The sequence below is a fragment of the Flavobacterium resistens genome, from assembly GCF_900182645.1.
Lineage (GTDB): Bacteria > Bacteroidota > Bacteroidia > Flavobacteriales > Flavobacteriaceae > Flavobacterium > Flavobacterium resistens.
Genome location: NZ_FXTA01000002.1, coordinates 749433 through 767648, shown reverse-complemented (window position 1 = coordinate 767648; position 18216 = coordinate 749433). Strand labels below are relative to the sequence as shown.

At 32.3% G+C, this 18216-nt stretch carries 16 protein-coding genes and 1 riboswitch; of the genes, 15 read left to right on the top strand and 1 reads right to left on the bottom strand.

What is annotated here, in order from left to right; translation table 11 throughout:
- The first annotated feature begins 194 nt into the window (after positions 1-194).
- From FN795_RS09380 to FN795_RS09310, 15 genes are all read left to right on the top strand, one after another.
- Positions 195-3857: a TraB/GumN family protein gene (locus FN795_RS09380; RefSeq protein WP_167498070.1), complete on the top strand. Its 3663-nt coding sequence runs from the start codon at positions 195-197 to the stop codon at positions 3855-3857.
- A gap of 57 nt (positions 3858-3914) precedes the next feature.
- A complete protein-coding gene (locus tag FN795_RS09375) occupies positions 3915-4577 on the top strand; it encodes a queuosine precursor transporter (RefSeq protein WP_142450366.1) in 663 nt (220 codons plus the stop codon).
- Positions 4578-4684: 107 nt separating this feature from the next.
- Entirely contained in the window at positions 4685-5269 is a 585-nt protein-coding gene (locus FN795_RS09370) for a hypothetical protein (RefSeq protein WP_142450365.1), read from the top strand.
- Positions 5269-5838: a DNA-3-methyladenine glycosylase I gene (locus FN795_RS09365; RefSeq protein WP_142450364.1), complete on the top strand. Its 570-nt coding sequence runs from the start codon at positions 5269-5271 to the stop codon at positions 5836-5838. The genes FN795_RS09370 and FN795_RS09365 overlap by 1 nt, the downstream gene beginning before the upstream one ends.
- Positions 5839-5979: 141 nt before the next feature.
- A riboswitch (TPP riboswitch) is annotated at positions 5980-6077 on the top strand.
- Between the two features lie 64 nt (positions 6078-6141).
- Entirely contained in the window at positions 6142-6348 is a 207-nt protein-coding gene (thiS, locus tag FN795_RS09360) for a sulfur carrier protein ThiS (protein WP_142450363.1), read from the top strand.
- A 108-nt stretch (positions 6349-6456) separates the two neighbouring features.
- Positions 6457-8280, top strand: coding sequence for a phosphomethylpyrimidine synthase ThiC (thiC, locus tag FN795_RS09355; RefSeq protein ID WP_142450362.1), 1824 nt, complete (start codon positions 6457-6459; stop codon positions 8278-8280).
- A 74-nt stretch (positions 8281-8354) separates the two neighbouring features.
- Positions 8355-8957, top strand: a complete 603-nt coding sequence (locus tag FN795_RS09350; protein ID WP_142450361.1) for a thiamine phosphate synthase — start codon at positions 8355-8357, stop codon at positions 8955-8957.
- The gene (locus FN795_RS09345; RefSeq protein ID WP_142450360.1) at positions 8924-9679 is read left to right on the top strand and encodes a hydroxymethylpyrimidine/phosphomethylpyrimidine kinase; all 756 of its coding nucleotides are present in this window, start codon (positions 8924-8926) and stop codon (positions 9677-9679) included. Before FN795_RS09350 ends, FN795_RS09345 begins: the two co-directional genes overlap by 34 nt.
- Complete coding sequence (locus tag FN795_RS09340) at positions 9669-10307, top strand: thiamine phosphate synthase (protein ID WP_142450359.1); 639 nt, start codon at positions 9669-9671, stop codon at positions 10305-10307. Before FN795_RS09345 ends, FN795_RS09340 begins: the two co-directional genes overlap by 11 nt.
- Positions 10288-11064 carry a thiazole synthase gene (locus FN795_RS09335; protein WP_142450358.1) on the top strand — a complete coding sequence of 259 codons (777 nt, stop codon included), beginning with the start codon at positions 10288-10290 and terminating at the stop codon, positions 11062-11064. The genes FN795_RS09340 and FN795_RS09335 overlap by 20 nt, the downstream gene beginning before the upstream one ends.
- 152 nt (positions 11065-11216) lie before the next feature.
- A complete protein-coding gene (locus tag FN795_RS09330; RefSeq protein WP_142450357.1) occupies positions 11217-11594 on the top strand; it encodes a GxxExxY protein in 378 nt (125 codons plus the stop codon).
- A 41-nt stretch (positions 11595-11635) separates the two neighbouring features.
- The gene (thiH, locus tag FN795_RS09325) at positions 11636-12763 is read left to right on the top strand and encodes a 2-iminoacetate synthase ThiH (protein WP_142450356.1); all 1128 of its coding nucleotides are present in this window, start codon (positions 11636-11638) and stop codon (positions 12761-12763) included.
- A 53-nt stretch (positions 12764-12816) separates the two neighbouring features.
- A complete protein-coding gene (locus FN795_RS09320; RefSeq protein WP_142450355.1) occupies positions 12817-13527 on the top strand; it encodes a HesA/MoeB/ThiF family protein in 711 nt (236 codons plus the stop codon).
- A 119-nt stretch (positions 13528-13646) separates the two neighbouring features.
- A complete protein-coding gene (locus FN795_RS09315) occupies positions 13647-15533 on the top strand; it encodes a transglutaminase domain-containing protein (RefSeq protein WP_142450354.1) in 1887 nt (628 codons plus the stop codon).
- Complete coding sequence (locus FN795_RS09310) at positions 15530-17422, top strand: DUF3857 domain-containing protein (RefSeq protein ID WP_142450353.1); 1893 nt, start codon at positions 15530-15532, stop codon at positions 17420-17422. The genes FN795_RS09315 and FN795_RS09310 overlap by 4 nt, the downstream gene beginning before the upstream one ends.
- Here the strand turns inward: FN795_RS09310 and FN795_RS09305 are convergent.
- Complete coding sequence (locus tag FN795_RS09305; protein WP_142450352.1) at positions 17419-18216, bottom strand: MOSC domain-containing protein; 798 nt, start codon at positions 18214-18216, stop codon at positions 17419-17421. The two genes, FN795_RS09310 and FN795_RS09305, sit on opposite strands and share 4 nt — an antisense overlap.

Here is an 18216-nt window from a genome sequence, read left to right as displayed (position 1 = left end):
CTAAAATTTACGAATCACAAACCATTCACAGAATGTTAAAAAAAATGATTTCTTCTAAAACGCCTTTAATCTAGAAAAGCATTCGGGGTTGTTCAGAAAATCCTTTATAAAAAAACGCATAAAAACGGGAAACCGTAAACATCCGAATCTATTCTGCTTTATATTTGTTTAGCAAAACCTTTAATCTTTTTCTTTTGAAAAAACTCCTTTACATCTCATTATTAATAACTTCAGTTATTCAGGCACAAAATAAAAGTCTTTTTTGGGAAATATCCGGAAACGGTTTAACCAAAAATTCTTATTTGTACGGAACTATGCATGTCAATGAAAAAGTATCTTTTCATTTATCAGATTCTTTCTTCAAAAATCTTTTAGGATCAGATATTGTGGCAAATGAAAGCAATCCGGAAACCTGGGGAGAACTGAATGGTTTAATGAAAAATGATGACTATAATTTTTCGCCAAGTTTTTATTCGGAGTTTTATTTGTTTCCTGCAAGCAAAGAAAATATTAAGACCATTTTTGTAAACGATAATGCCAAATATTTCAAAAACATGTTGTCAGGAGCCGAAGGAGATCAGGCTGATTTTCAGGAAAACACCGTTCTTGACATGTTTATATTTCAGACCGGAAAAAAATATAAAAAGAAAATCGCCGGACTTGAAGATGCAAAACAATCTATGCTTTCTATACTTAATGTAATGGATGAAGATGCTGTTGCGAAAGACGAAAACAAAACTGCCTTGCTTAAAATTTTAAAAAACAGGAACCCAACAGAAGTGCTTAAAGAATATTATAGGGAAAAAGATATTATTATGCTCGACTCTATTTATAAACTAATGTTTTCTAAAAAAGCGCATGATGCTCTTATTGTAAACCGCAATAAAGTGATGACCAAAAGTATTGATTCTATTGCAAAAACAGGAAGTTTATTCTCTGCCGTAGGTGCGGCACATCTTGGAGGAAACGAAGGCATTATTGCACTTTTAAGACAAAAAGGTTACACCGTAAAACCTATAATTGACACTTTTACGGAAAGTGGAAAAAATCAGAAAAAAACAATTGAAGCTTATTTTCCAAATCCAAATTTCAGCGTTACAACTACAAAAGACAAAATGCTGCAATTGCCTTTGTATAAAACAACTATTGACGAAAATGAAAATTTAGGTTCGCCAGATTTTACAAACGGCGGCGCGATTACAATCAAAAGAATTCCGTTAAATTATTTTTTGAAAAAAAATGATATTCCGTACAATATTAAATCTTTAGACAGTTTATTTTTTGAAAACATAGCCGGAGACATTATTGAGAAAAAGTATTTTGAACAAAATAATTACGCTGGTTATGACATAAAAAATGTGACCAAAACAGGAAATAGTCAGCATTCTAAATTCTTTGTTACGCCTCTTGAGATTATTTCGGTATCAATGACAGGTCCTGCAAATTATGTTCGTCAATATGAAAATGAAGTTTTTGAAAACATCAAAATAAAGTCTTTTAAAAATGACTGGGAAAAAATAAAACCATTAAAAGGCGGATTTGAAGCTGAAATTCCTTCCTTCAATTTTGTCTTTGGAAATAATGCTGAAAAGGCTGTCGATATTAATATTCAGGCTTTTGACAATCAAGAAAAAGGTTATTATTTTTTAAGAGAAAAAACTTTAAATGATATTGAAACTTTAGAAAATTCAGAGTACGAGCAAAAACAAATTCATTATGAGTTTTATTTACAACAAGATCAGGATTCGACGAATGTTCAGTATAATAAAACAGAAAACTCTTTGGTTTCTTTCTCAAAAATAGGAAACAGAAATATGAGGCTAAAAACGGTAATTGCAGGAAATAAATATTATTTACTTGGAACCGTAAATGCATCTGAAGAAAATACAAACCGCTTTTTTAAATCGTTTTCAATTTCGCCTTTTGTTTATTCGTCAAAATCGAAAATCTATGTTGATTCAATTGCAAACTACAAAATAGAAATTCCGGAAAAAGAAAACGAAAACTTATTTTTAAATCTTAATCCTGATAAAAAAATACGAAAAAACACTTTTAATTCGTCTATAAAATTTCAGCATTTTAATTCTGAAACAGGTCAGAAAATTATTCTGAAATATTATAAATATCCAAAATATGAGCGCAATCTGTCTATTGATTCCATTCAGAATAAATTCAGAAAAGAATTTTTAAAGCAAGATTATGAAGATTTCACTGAAACCTATTTTGACGATGAAAATTTCACTGATAATCTGACTTCTTTATTAAGTGCCGAAGTATATACGAAGAATGGTTTTTCAGCATCGCTTTGGAACAAAATGCTTTTGAATAAAAAAGACAATTATGAGTTTATAACTGAAAATACTACTTACAATAAAGAGGATAAAAGCTATATTATAAACGCAACAGTTTCTAAACCAAATGCCGTTCAAGCCATAAAATATAAAGTTTTATACAAGGACAATACAACGTATTTGTTGAGCGCTCTTGTGGGCAAAAATTATAAAAATGAAGATGCTTTTATTGAAAAAACTTTCAATTCACTCTTTTTTGTAAAAAACAACCAAACTGAAAGCAGTGAGGATAAAGTGAAACTTTTTATTGAAGATGCAAAAAGTAAAAGCGATACAATTCGTTACTCGGCTTTAAAATCAATAAACACGCTGGATGTTTCAGATAATGATTTTGAAAGTCTGACCAATTTTATTGATACTTTCAATTTTAAAGAAAATGAAACCGATGCCATTACTAGTCTGTTAGAAAAAATAGGCGGAATGAAAGACGAAAGAGTTATTTCGTATTTGGAAAATTATTACAAAAAAGAAGCCGTTAAAACAGATATTCAAATTAGTATTCTAAAAGCGCTTTCGAATCAAAAATCAAAAACGGCTTACAAAAAAATAAATGAATTGTTCGATTACGATTTGCCAATTCCGGATAATCAATACGCGATTGCAAACTTGTTTTCGGCATTTGAAGAAGATTCAGAAAACAGCAAAGAATTGTTTCCTAATGTTTTTCAGTATTACAGCATTAAGGAATATCACAATCCTGTAATAACTTTTTGCAACTCGCTTTTTGAACAAAAATTAATCTCGGTTAAAAAATTAAAAGCGTTTAAAAAATTAATTCTGACCAATACAAAACTAGAATACAAAAGAGTTGCAAGTTGGAATCAGAAAAATAAAGCAAAACAAAACAATGATAATCTGGAAGCAACAGCAGTTTATTTTGACACTAATGAATCTCTGGCTGATTTGCTTACTTATACAACTTTAATCTACAATTATGCTGAAGAAAAGCCAGTTAAAGATATTTTGGACAAAATCAGAAAGCTTGATATTCTGGAATTGAACATTGAATTGGCCCGATTAGGAATTGTAAACAACAAACTAAATTCAACAGAAATTGAAAGCTTCTTAAAAGACCCGAAAACACAATTTACTACAATTAATCTTTTATTAAATCAGAATAAAAAAGAACTGATTCATTTTTCGGATGAAGAAATTTCAAAAGCTGCCGCAATCAATCTTCTGAGCCTTTCTGAAAAAGACAGCATTTCATTGATGAAAAAGAAAATCATTGAGAAAGATGGTCACGAGATTTCACTTTTCTATTACAAAGTAAAAGCAAAAGATCTGGAAAAAAACCAGCTGTACACAATTGGTTTTATAAACGAAAACGGAAAAATAAATCCGCTTGCTTTCAATATAATCGATTCAAAACAACTTAATGACGAAGAGGATTTAGAAAAGAAATACGATTTAATAGCTACAGAATATTTAAACAAAGAACATTTGAGATCGAGTTTTGAAAAACAAAAGATCGAAGATGAAAATATTCTTGATGGAGAATATTAATTTATTTTAAGCTTAAAATAATTAACTTTGAAAAAATAGATTTTATAATAAGCTTATATGTTTAAAACCAAAAAAGAAATTGTCTTTGTAATTCTGGCAGGTATATTTATAACAAATGCAGTCGTAGCCGAATTAATTGGCGGAAAACTCATTCAGATTGGCCCTTTTGTAATGAGTATTGGGATTTTGCCCTGGCCAGTTGTTTTCTTGACAACCGATTTAATAAATGAATATTTTGGTGAAAAAGGAGTAAAAAAACTCTCCTTTATTACGGCCTGTTTGATTGCTTATGCTTTTCTAATTTTGTTTATGGCTATTGTAATTCCTGCTGCAAAAGGAATAAGTCCTGTAAATGATGACCAATTTCAGGCTGTTTTTGGCCAAAGTATGTGGATTATTGTTGGTAGTTTGATTGCTTTTATGGCATCTCAATTAATTGATGTCTGGATTTTTTGGTTTTTCAAAAGACGTACAGGTGAAAGAAAAATATGGCTCAGAACAACGGGATCAACCGTAATATCACAGTTATTTGATTCGTTTATTGTTCTTGGAATTGCATTTTGGTTACCAGGAAAAATCAATTTTGACACGTTTATATCTTCTGCTTTAATTGGATATACTTTTAAATTATCGATTGCCATATTGCTGACGCCTTTAATATATGCCGGACACCATTTGATTAAAAAATATTTAGACGAAGATCCTCATCATCAAGAATAAAAAATAATCGGGTTATGAAAAATGTTAGCTTACTTATTTTATTCGCATTAACATGTTTCTCTTTTAGTTGTGGCCGTGACGAAAAAAAGCCACCTAAAAAAATAATCATGCCCGTCAATATGCTAAAACCAGTTCCTGTTAAAACTGGTGTAAAAATAGCATCAAAAAGTATCAAGGCTCCACAGGAAATTAAAACAAAAAAAACTGCTGCAAATCAAAAGAATTTTGCTGTAAAAAAAGACATTGCCATAACTCCAGCTCCTAATCTTGAAAGTAAGCCCAAAAATGAAAATATTGATATCAAAAAAGAAGCAAACGACAAATTGCTGAATTTCGTTAATATTAGGAAAATCCTTAACAACTGTAAAATGGGTCAAACAATGACACAAGAACAGCTCACACAAAACTTTGAAATTCCTGAAGAAGCAGTTAAACTAGTTAAAAGCGTTACCAAAACCGCTGAAAATGAGTTATCCGTGAAATGGAAATCAACTTGGCTTGTCGAAAAAGTATCAGATGCAGAACTTGAAGACGGCAAAATGAAAGTAAAATTCAAAGCCAATAAAATGTATATGTCCGGCAATGCTATCGGTATTAAATACAATCGGAAAATTTATAATAATTTAGTCATTGTAGGTCGTTCAGCATATATTCCGAGTGTTAAAGGATACAGCTGGCAAATTGGAAGATAATGGAAGACACAACTCTTATAAGATGCAGCTGGTGCAATTCCAGTGATTTATACAAAAAATATCATGACGAAGAATGGGGCGTTCCGGTTTATGACGATCCTACTTTATTCGAATTTTTAATTCTGGAAACTTTTCAAGCCGGTTTAAGCTGGATTACGATTTTGAACAAAAGAGAAAATTTCAGAGCTGCTTTCGATCATTTCGATTATAAAAAAATAGCCCAATATTCAGAAGATAAAATCGAAGAATTGATGCAGAATACCGGAATTATCCGAAACAAGCTAAAAATTAAAGCTGCAGTTTCAAATGCTCAGGCTTTTATGAAAGTTCAGGAAGAATTTGGCAGTTTCTCCAATTATATTTGGAAATATACAGATGGAAAACCGATTATAAACAATCTAAAAACTTCAAAAGAAGCTCCTGCCACTACTCCACTTTCAGATGAAATCAGTAAAGATTTGAAAAAAAGAGGTTTTAAATTTGTCGGTTCAACTGTAATATATGCGCACATGCAAGCTACCGGAATGGTCAATGATCATGCGGAAGATTGCTGGACGAGAACAAAATAAAAGTTTTGTTTCAGGTTTCAAGTTTCAGGTTTCAGGTTTCATTTCGATTGTAATAGAGACAAAAAATTCTGTTCGAGTACAACCTAAAACTTGAAACTTGAAACTTTTTTAAACTCTCAAACAAAAATTACATATATTTGCTTCACACTTTAGGGGTGTCTACAACATTGTAGGCTGAGATTTTACCCTCTGAACCTGATCTAGTTCATACTAGCGTAGGGAAAAGTAAGATGACTTCTGCACGCATTTTATGCGTTCTTGTAGCCATTCCTAAAGTATATCTATATACTAAATTCAAAAGGAATGGAACTAAAAATCAACCAACAAACTAAACATTTTAATGCTGAATCGCTAAGCGTTCAATCATTGCTCGATCTCGAAATTCCGCACAAACAAAACGGAATCGCTGTTGCTATCAACAATACCGTTGTTCCAAAAACCAAATGGAGCGAATTCCTCGTACAAGAAACTGACGAAATTCTAATTATTTCTGCCACTCAAGGCGGTTAAAATTCCAATACAATCCCGTTAGCTATCGGGACCAAATTCCAATTTATCGTTGCGAATAAATACAATTCAATCTGAAACTTGAAACTTCAAACCTGAAACAAAAAAATTATGACAAACGAAGAACAAATATCCAGAACCCCGTTTCCGAATTCTAAAAAAGTATATATCGACGGAGAAATCCATCCAATAAAAGTAGCAATGCGTGAGATTCATTTAAGCGACACCAAACTTTCAAACGGTGGAATTGAAAAAAATCCTCCTGTAACGGTTTATGATACTTCCGGTCCATATACAGATCCGAATGTTGAAATCGATATTAGAAAAGGCTTGCCACGTTTACGTGAAAGCTGGATTCTTAACCGAAATGATGTAGAAATCCTAAACGAAATTACCTCAGATTATGGTCAAAGCCGATTGAAAGATGAAAGTCTGAATCATCTTCGTTTTGAATATTTGCATCAGCCCAAAAGAGCTAAAAAAGGTGCAAACGTAACGCAATTATATTATGCAAAACAAGGAATTATTACGCCTGAAATGGAATATATTGCAATTCGTGAAAACCAGAGAATTGAGCTTTTAAACGAACAAACCAAAGCGATGCAATGTCAGCATGGCGGTCATAGTTTTGGAGCGAACACGCCAAAAAGTAAAATTACTCCAGAATTTGTTCGTTCTGAAGTCGCTTGCGGAAGAGCTATAATTCCAAACAACATCAATCACCCAGAAAGCGAACCGATGATTGTGGGACGAAACTTTTTAGTAAAAATCAATGCTAATATTGGAAACAGCGCTGTGACTTCGAGCATTGAAGAAGAAGTCGAAAAAGCTGTTTGGGCTTGCCGTTGGGGAGCTGATACAATTATGGATTTGTCAACGGGAAAAAACATTCATGAAACCAGAGAATGGATTATCAGAAATTCTCCGGTTCCAATTGGCACGGTTCCTATTTATCAGGCTTTAGAAAAAGTAAAAGGAGTTGCCGAAGATTTAACTTGGGAAATTTTCCGTGATACCTTAATCGAACAAGCAGAACAAGGTGTTTCGTACTTTACAATTCATGCTGGAGTTTTGCTTCGCTATATTCATTTAACCGCCAATCGTGTGACAGGAATTGTTTCTCGAGGCGGATCGATTATGGCAAAATGGTGCTTGTTTCATCATAAAGAAAACTTCTTGTACACCCATTTTGAAGAAATCTGCGAAATCATGAAACAATATGATGTTGCTTTTTCTCTCGGAGATGGTTTACGTCCAGGTTCGATTGCAGATGCGAATGACGCAGCACAATTTGCCGAATTAGAAACGTTAGGCGAACTGACAAAAATTGCCTGGAAACACGATGTTCAGGTTTTTATTGAAGGTCCGGGACACGTTCCGATGCACATGATTAAAGAAAACATGGACAAACAATTAGAACATTGTCATGAAGCGCCATTTTACACTTTAGGTCCTTTAACTACTGATATTGCACCTGGTTACGATCACATTACTTCTGCAATTGGAGCAGCAATGATTGGCTGGTACGGCTGCGCGATGTTGTGTTATGTTACGCCAAAAGAGCATCTTGGTTTACCAAACAAAAAAGACGTTAAAGACGGGGTAATTACCTATAAAATTTCTGCCCACGCTGCCGACTTGGCAAAAGGTCATCCGGGAGCACAATATCGCGATAATGCGTTGAGTAAGGCACGTTTTGAATTCCGTTGGGAAGATCAGTTTAATTTGGCTTTAGATCCAGATACAGCTCGAGAGTTCCATGATGAGACACTTCCTGCTGATGGCGCAAAAGTGGCGCATTTCTGTTCGATGTGCGGACCAAAATTCTGTTCTATGAAAATATCTCAGGAAATTAGAGATGTAGCCGCTGCTGAAAAAGGAATGCAGGAGAAATCAGAGGAATTTATTGAGCAAGGGAAAGAGATTTACATATAGTGAGATGAAATTTGTAAAATGTGAAAATTAAAGCATTTCACATTTTACATCTCACAAAAAACATTTTACAAATTATGATTGTAATCTCTAATCCTTTTGCTGTCGCAGATGAAATCAGAATAATTCATTCTTTATTTGAAGAAGGATTATCGTTGCTTCATATTCGGAAACCTGATTTTTCAGAATTAGAAATGACGCAATTTATCCATCAGATAAAATTGGAATTTCGGACAAATTTGGTCTTGCATAATCATCATCATTTAGCTGAGGATTTTGGTATTAATCATCTGCATTTTTCTGAAAAAGAAAGGAAAAGCAATTTTGATCATCCTGCAAGGTTTTCAAGACCTTGTAGGTATAATTCAACATCAACACATTCTATTGAAGATTTTAATTCACTAGAAGGCAATTTTCAATATGCTTTCTTAAGTCCCGTTTTTAAAAGCATTTCAAAGGAAAATTATCATCCAAAAAAGGATCTATTCGAAGAAATAAAATCAAGAACAAATCACAAAACAAAAGTTGTCGCTTTAGGCGGAATTACTTTAGAAAACATTAGCGAAACTTTAGAAAAAGGTTTTGATGATATCGCTCTTTTAGGCAGCATCTGGAATAATACAAATCCATTAAATCAATTTAAATTATGTCAGCAAATCGCCCAATCGTACTCGCTATAGCAGGTTTTGATCCTTCGGGAGGCGCTGGTGTTTTAGCCGATGCCAAAACTTTTGAAATGCATCAGGTCACTGGATTTGCAATTACAACAGCAAATACCATTCAGACTGAAAATAAATTTTATGAAATTCAATGGACAAATTTAAGCTTCGTGATTCGTTCTCTTGAAACAGTTTTTTTAAGTTATAAAATTGAAGTGGTAAAAATTGGAATTGTTCCAACTCTTCATTATTTAAACCGAATTCTTTCGACCATAAAACTTTTATCTCCTTCAACAAAAATTATTTGGGATCCGGTTTTAAAATCGACTACCGAATTTGAGTTTATGACAATTGAAGATCATTTGAACTTAGACAAAATTTTGTCCAAAATTGATTTGATAACACCCAATTACAATGAAATTGAAATACTGTTTCCTGAATTTTTTCCAAACAAAATTTGGCAGGAAAATAAAATTCCAACTTCCATTTTATTGAAAGGCGGACATTCTACTTCAGAACCTGGCACAGATCGTCTTTTTCTAAAAAATAAAATAATTGATTTATTGCCCTCCGAAAAAAAATGCTTTGAAAAACACGGTTCCGGTTGTGTTTTATCTGCATCAATAGCCTCAAATCTTGCGTTAGGACAAACTTTGCCTGAAGCTTGTCACAATGCCAAAACCTACATAGAAAAATATCTAAGTTCAACCTCAACCTTAATAGGATATCACTATGTACAATAAACTGCAATACATTTCACAAGGAAATACAATCGAAGAACAATTGTATAATATTCATCAGGCGCTTGATGCCGGCTGTGATTGGATACAAATGCGATTTAAAAACCAGACCGCCAAAGATACTTTTGCCCTTGCAGAAGCTGTAAAGTTTTTATGCGAAGAATATCTGGCGAATTTTATTGTAAATGATGATTTACATCTTGCCGAACTAATTGCAGCAGATGGAGTACATCTTGGTTTAACCGATATGAAAATTGACGAAGCCAGAGCTATTTTAGGAAACACAAAAATTATTGGAGGAACGGCAAATACTTTTGAAGACATTCAAAACCATGCAAAAAATGGCGCTGATTACATTGGTTTAGGCCCTTTCCGATTTACAAATACAAAAGAAAAACTAAGTCCGATTTTAGGTTTGTCAGGGTATTTTGAGATTCTCCAAAAAATGAAGAAAAATAAAATCACAATTCCCGTTTTTGCCATTGGCGGAATTACTTTAAAAGACATAAATCCATTGATGGAAACCGGAATTTACGGTATTGCCGTTTCTGGACTTATCACAGAAAATGATGAAAAAGAAAAATTAATTCAACAATTAAACGAAAAATTATATGCAAAAGTCATTGTTTAATATTGGTGATAAAGCCTTTATTTCCCGACTATTTTTAGGAACGGGGAAATTTGGTTCAAATGAAGAAATGGAGAAAGCCATTTTAGCCTCAGAAAGTGAATTGGTTACAGTAGCTTTAAAACGCATCGATTTAGAAACCGACACTGATGTTATTTTATCTCATTTAAAACATCCGAATATTAATTTATTACCTAATACTTCGGGCGCAAGAAACGCCAAGGAAGCTATTTTTGCTGCACAATTGGCTCGCGAAGCTTTAGAAACCAATTGGATAAAACTAGAAATTCATCCTGATCCAAAATATTTAATGCCAGATCCAATTGAAACTTTAAAAGCAACAGAAGAATTGGCTAAACTTGGTTTTATTGTGCTTCCGTACATTCATGCTGATCCTGTTTTGTGCAAACATTTAGAAAACGCTGGAACTTCTGCCGTAATGCCTTTGGGTTCCCCAATTGGAAGCAATAAAGGTTTAAAAACAATTGATTTTTTAGAAATTATAATCGAGCAAAGTACGGTTCCGGTTATTGTTGACGCTGGAATTGGAGCTCCGTCTGATGCTGCAAAAGCAATGGAAATTGGTGCCGATGCTGTTTTGGTAAATACCGCTATTGCCGTTGCCGGAAATCCGAGTTTAATGGCTGAAGCGTTTAAGGAAGCTGTAATTGCAGGAAGAAAAGCTTTTGAAGCTAAAGTTGCTAATCAACAAAATTATGCTTCGGCTTCTAGTCCGCTGACATCATTTTTATATAAATAATTTTTAATCTCTCGCAGATTTCGCAGATTGAACAGATTTATTTGAATTAAAATACGGAAAAAAATTGTTCAATCTCCCTAATTTGCGAAAGAACGTATTGTAAGAAAAGTATGAATTTTTATTAAATTTGATTTTAGATTAAAATCATTATTATGTCAGAAAATGAAATTTCATATAAAGTTAGAGGAGCAATTTTTAAAGTTTATAACAATCTAGGTCCTGGACTATTAGAATCTGTTTATGAAAGTGCCCTTTTTTATCAATTAAAAAAAGATGGATTAGCAGTAATTAAACAAATTGATTTACCCGTTAAGTACGATGACATTTACTTAGATATAACTTTCAGACTGGATATTTTAGTGGAAGACAAAGTAATTATTGAATTAAAATCAGTAGAAGAGATAAAATCTATTCACTTTAAACAATTAAATACTTATTTAAAATTGACAAATAAAAAACTTGGATTATTGGTCAATTTCAACTGTTCTAATATCCTTGAAAATATTCATCGCGTTGCTAATAAAATTTAATCCGGTTAATCTGCAAAATCTGCGAGAGACAAAATAAAAACATGAACACATTTAAATCTATTTTTGAACAATATAATTGGGATGAAATCCAATCCAGAATATACAAAACCACATCAAAAGATGTCGAACGAACTTTATCCAAAACCAAATACAATCTAGATGATTTTCTGATTTTGATTTCTCCTGTTGCTCAAAACTATTTAGAGCAAATGGCTCAAAAATGTCATGAAATAACTAAAAAGCGTTTCGGAAAAACTATTCAAATGTATGCGCCGCTTTATTTGAGCAACGAATGTCAAAATATCTGTACGTATTGTGGTTTCAGTTTAGACAATAAAATCAAACGAAAAACGCTTTCTGATTCCGAAATAAAACTCGAAGTTGAAGCTTTAAAAAATACTGGTTTTGATCATGTTTTGCTGGTTACAGGCGAAGCGAATTATACGGTAAACATCAATTATTTTCTGAATGCTATTAATTTAATCAAAGAAGATTTTTCAATTATTTCTGTTGAAGTGCAACCGCTTTCTACAGAAGATTATGAACATTTACATAACGCTGGAGTTTATTCGGTTTTGGTTTATCAGGAAACCTATCATCAGGAAGTTTATAAAAAGTACCATACAAAAGGCAAAAAATCAAACTTCGATTATCGATTGGAAACTCCCGACCGAATTGGAACTGCGGGAATTCATAAGATAGGATTAGGCGTTTTATTAGGTTTGGAAGACTGGCGAACGGATAGTTTTTTCAATGCACTTCATTTAGATTACTTGCAGAAGAAATACTGGCAAACGAAATATTCGGTTTCTTTTCCACGCCTTCGTCCCGCTGAGGGAATTATCGAACCAAATTTTATTATGGACGACAAAGATCTAACCCAATTAATTTGTGCTTACCGATTATGGAATGAAGATTTAGAAATTTCCATTTCAACAAGAGAAAACGAAAAATTCAGAAACAATATCATCCCAATTGGCGTTACGAGTATGAGTGCAGGCTCCAAAACAAATCCGGGCGGTTATGTTGTCGATCCGCAGTCTTTGGAGCAATTTGAAATCAGCGACGAACGTTCTGCCGAAGAAATTTCAAAAATCATAAAAAATGCAGGCTACGAACCTGTTTGGAAAGATTGGGACAGAAGTTTTATTTCAGATTTTAGATTTTAGATTTCAGACTTGGAAACTTAACATTTTTATAATTCATAATTCATAATTAAGAAATGAGTATTATTCAAGAATTTCTCCGTTACAACAGACAAACTATTCTTCCTGAAATTGGTGATGAAGGTCAGGAAAAATTAAAAAAAGCACGCGTTTTAGTAATTGGTGCAGGCGGTTTAGGCTGTCCGATTTTACAATATATTGCTACTGCCGGAGTGGGTTTTATCGGAATTATGGATTTTGATACAATTGAAATTCACAACCTTCATCGACAGATTTTATATACCGAAAATGAAATTGGCGAACAAAAAGCGATTATTGCACAAAAAGTAGTTTCAAAATTAAATCCTTTGATTGAAGCTGTCGCGATTAATGAAAAATTAACCACCGAAAATGCATCACAAATTATAGAACAGTTTGATATTATTGTCGATGGCTCTGATAATTTTTCGACTCGTTACTTAGTGAATGATACTTGTGTTCAGCTAAAGAAAACTTTGGTTTACGGGAGTATTTTAAAATTTGAAGGACAAATTGCGGTTTTCAATCATAACGGAAGTAAAAATCTTCGGGATTTGTTTCCAGAAATGCCAGATCCGAAAGATGTTCCAAACTGTAATTTAAATGGCGTTCTCGGAACGTTGCCTGGAATTATAGGCAATATGATGGCACACGAAACACTTAAATTGATTCTAGATTTACCAACTCTAAAGAATGAATTGGTAATTTTTAATACTCTAAATTGGAACTTTATGAAGCTAAATTTCTAAGTAAGAAAATTATTTAGGTAATTTGAGAAAACTTACGGAAAATGACTGTTTTAAATTAATTTAATTTGTTAATATTGTCATTAAAACTATCGTAGAAAGCCTCAAATTATATTTCTTAAATGATCAAAAAATTACAATTTCTTTTCCCTCTTTTATTTCTTGTTTATTTTTCAGGAACGGCCCAAAGTACAAAACCAAAATCGTATATAGCTGAAAAGAAAGACTCTTATGAAATTACTGTAAAAAATAATCTTCCTTCGATTATTCTTTCTTCGGCTGAAAAAAAATGGATTGGCGACAAAGACGACAAATCGATTTTAGGAAACAGAATAAGCTATATAGATTCTTTTGAAAGAGTTTTTGACATTGAAGCTTACAGCATTTCTCCAGCCAATAAAAAACAAAAAATTGGATATGTTGGAACCGGAGACCGTGAAATCGATGAAGTTTTTGTTCATGACATGAAATTCAAATATTACAATTTTTTAAATCTTGAAGAGGGTTCTCAAACTTATTCTTTTTATAAAAAAGAGTTTAAAAAACCGCAATATCTTGAAAGCTATTATTTCAAAGATTATTTAGAATGCAAATCATCTAAAATAGTTCTGAAGGTTTCAAAAGATGTAGAAATCGGGTACATTATTCAGGGAAATCCAAATAATGAAAATATTGAGTTTCATACAGAAACCGAAGGTGATTTTACAGTTTATTCGTGGCAGATGCTAAATACTGAAAAAGAAGAAAAGGAAAGTGATTCTCCTAGTTTTTCCTATTTCAGTCCGCATTTAATTTTCTATATTAAAAGTTATAAAAATGCCTCTGGAACTCAGAATGTCGTTGGAAACATTGACAACCTTTATCGCTTTTATGCACAAACAATCAAGGAAATAAACAAAGAAGACCAAACAGCTGTAAAAGAAAAAACAGCAGAATTAATTACAGGATTAACTAAAGACGCTGACAAAGCCAAAGCTATTTTTGATTATGTCCAAACCAAAATAAATTATGTTGCATTTGAAGACGGAATGGGAGGTTTTGTTCCGAGAGACGCCGCAGCTGTTTTGCAAAAAAAATATGGCGACTGCAAAGACATGGCAAATTTGCTAAACGAAATGTTGCATTATGCCGGTATAGAGTCTAACATTGCATGGATTGGTACGCGTCATAACAATTATACATATGAAAATGTGCCAAGCCCAATTGTGGACAATCACATGATTACTGTTGCTAAAATCGACAACAAAGAACTGTTTCTAGATGCAACTGGTCATTATTCCTTATTTCCAAATGCCACTCCATTTATACAAGGAAAAGAAGCTTTAATAAAAATTGATGATGAAAAATATAAAATCATCAAAGTTCCAGTTGTTTCTTCAGATCAAAATAAAACGAACGGAAAATTTAAAATAAAATTCGAATCAGATTTATTGATTGGACAAACAAATTTGAATTTAAACGGATATTTAAAAACGCAATTTATCAGCGTTTACAACAAATCAACCGACAAAAGCGAAATGCTGAGAGCTTATTTTGCTTATTTTATCCAGAACATCAAAACATCAAATGTTACTATTAAAAATGATGATCTATCTCAAAATCCGCTTGAAATTCAATACCAATTTGAACTAAACAAATGGATAAAAAAGACAGACAATCAATTGCTTTTTAAGCCAATTTTATTTTTTCCTTATTCTAATGCAAGAATCAATGTCGAAAAAAGAAAAACTCCGCTAGAAAATGATTTTAAAAAATCATATGATTTCGAATATGATTTTACAATTCCCGACGGATATGCTATAGATTATCTACCTGAAAACTTTACTTTCAGCAATGATTTTTTTACCGCGGCCATTACCTACAAAAAAGTAGACAATACGATTATTATAAATCAAAAAATGGCAATGAATGCCTTACTTGTTGAAAAAACCAATTTTGAAGCTTGGAACACTGCCATCAAAAACATCACAAAACAATACAACCAAAATATTATTCTTGTAAAAAAATGAAAAAGCTAATTTTCTTCATCACCGTTTTACTTTCACAAATTTCATTCTCTCAGGAAGAAGAGGTAAAAAACTATAAATGGGATGAAAGCCCAAAGTTTAAAGAAATTCCTGCTGAATTCACTTCGTATCCGGCTGTTGTTTTAAAAGATTACAGGCTTTATGAAAATAAAGTTGGCGGCTATGCTTATAAAGCTTTTATTGTAAAACATCAGGCAATAAAAATCTTATCTGAAACCGGAATTAATGAATACAATAAAGTATCAATAAACAACCGCTATGTCAGAGATTACAGAGATTTAAAAGTTCGCGTTATTAAACCCGATGGAAAAATTGAAGAACTGCCAAAAGAAAAAATTATCGAAAAACAAGGGACGAACGAAAAGCAATTTGTTTTTGAAGGTGTCGAAAAAGGAGATATAATTGAATACTATTATGTAATTAAGGACTTTCCAGAATTTAGTGGCGCAGATTATTTTCAAAGAGACATTCCGGTGATTGATGCTAAATTTCAAATCAACAAAATTTCGCAGGCACAAACTTACACAGCTGCTTATAATGGAATGAAAAATGAAAGCGTAGGCACAATTACTATTTACACTGCATCAAATTTGCCTGCTTATAAGTTTGAAAAAAATGCTACAAATGTGGCAAATCTAGCAAAGGTTTATTATTTCCTAAACACTTCAAAAGCATATAATTATATAAGCTATTACAACTCACTTTACAATTTTGCCGATGGTGTAAGTGCCAAATCAATGATCAAGGATTTTGTCGAAGATTATAAATTAAATGATCCTGCACTTACAACAGATGAAAAAATAAAAATCATGGATATATTTTTAAAAGAAAATATTGAACTTGACAAACAATATGTTTATAAAAAAGCACTGGAAACAAAAAAAATGTCACGAAATATGGTTTTGTATTTTTACAAAGACGTTTTAGATTTTCTTAAAATCAAATATCAATTTACAGCTTCCACAGATAAATTTGATGACAAATTTGATAAAGAAAATGTAGTTCCGGATGCATTGTCAGAAATATTAATTTACATTCCCGAAACCAAAAAATACCTCTCTCCTTTTCAATTCTGGATGCCTTATGGTCAGCCAAACGCACTTTCTGTAAACAATGATGCCGTTTATTTTGACCAGGAGCCTAAACAACAGGTTACTTATGAATTCAAAAAGATCGAGAATGTCTTAATGAATGACAATGTTGTAAAAGCAACAAGCGATATTACTATTGAGGATGATATGGAAACGGTTTTAGTAAACAAAAAAAGTACTTACGCTGGCTATCTTGCTGCTTACTTTAGATATGTTGTAAAGTATATTTCGCCAGAAAAAATCAATGATTTTGTAAAAAATAACACTTTTAGCGATGTTGATGTTGAAGTGCAGAAGTACACTTTTGAAAACAAAGAGTACAAAAACAATTATGACGCTGAAAAACCTTTTACTATTAACAGCGAAATAAAAGTAAAAGAATCCTGGATTGAAAATGCCGGAAAAAATAATCTAATAACAATTGGAAAAGTATTAGGAAAACAGATCAGCTTGCATCAGGAAATCAATAGAACAAATCCTATTGTATTATCTTATCCTAAGAAAAATGTAAATTATATTAACTTAAATATTCCGGCTGGTTACAGCATTAAAAATGTTGAAAATCTTGCTTTCAACAAAGAAATTAAGAACAATAATAATGAAGTTATTGGCTTATTTAAATCAAGCGCAAAAATTGAAGGGAATATTGTTAAAATAGCTGTCGAAGAATTCTATAATTTCACCTATTTAGAAAAAGAAAAATACTCTGAATACAGAGATTTAGTCAACGCTTTATATGATTTTAATAATGCTTCGGTACTTTTAACTAGAATCAACTAAGAAAAAACAATCTCATCGCCTACGCTGATAATTCCTGAATTCAGACTCACAATATTGGTTCCGAATAAAACCGAATTATCGACATTTCTGTATTTGCTCAGCGTTTTTAGTGGTTCTTTTTTTACAATTCCTCTCTGCGGATCATTATTTACCATAATACATCTTCCGCAGGGCTTTATATTTTTAAATTGAACTTCCCCAATTGTAAAAGTCTTAAAATCATCTTCTTCATGAGCGTTTTGAGTACTTACAACAATGTTTGGACGAAATCTTTTAATGGTGATTTTTTCTTCCAACTTTTCATTTAAAAAATCAAGGCTTTCTGTTCCAATTAATAAATACGGATAACCGTCGGCTAGACTTACATTGAAAGTTTCTTTTAATCTGGAACTTTCATGTTTCCTGTCACCGTTTTTTAGAATTTTTACCAGTCTGCACCCAAAACCTAATTTATCACTAAACCATTTTGACGAGTTTTTATTTACTTCGAAAACTTCGCTTTTATCATCCCAAACCTGTGATTCTATAGCACTTCCTGAATGTTCATTAATAGAAAATTCATGAGTTTCTCCTTCAAAAGTAATTTTAATTTTATCTCCTGAAATTTCAGGATAAAACTGACTCATGATTGGATATTCTCTTTGCGTAACGTGAACATTTTCAGCATTAATAAGCATCCATCGACGGTCGTTTTCAAAACCCATTTCTTCAGCATTGGCGCTTTTTAAACTAATTCCTGCCAAACTTTTTATCGGATAAATATAAATTTCTTTTACACTGTAAACTGCACTCAT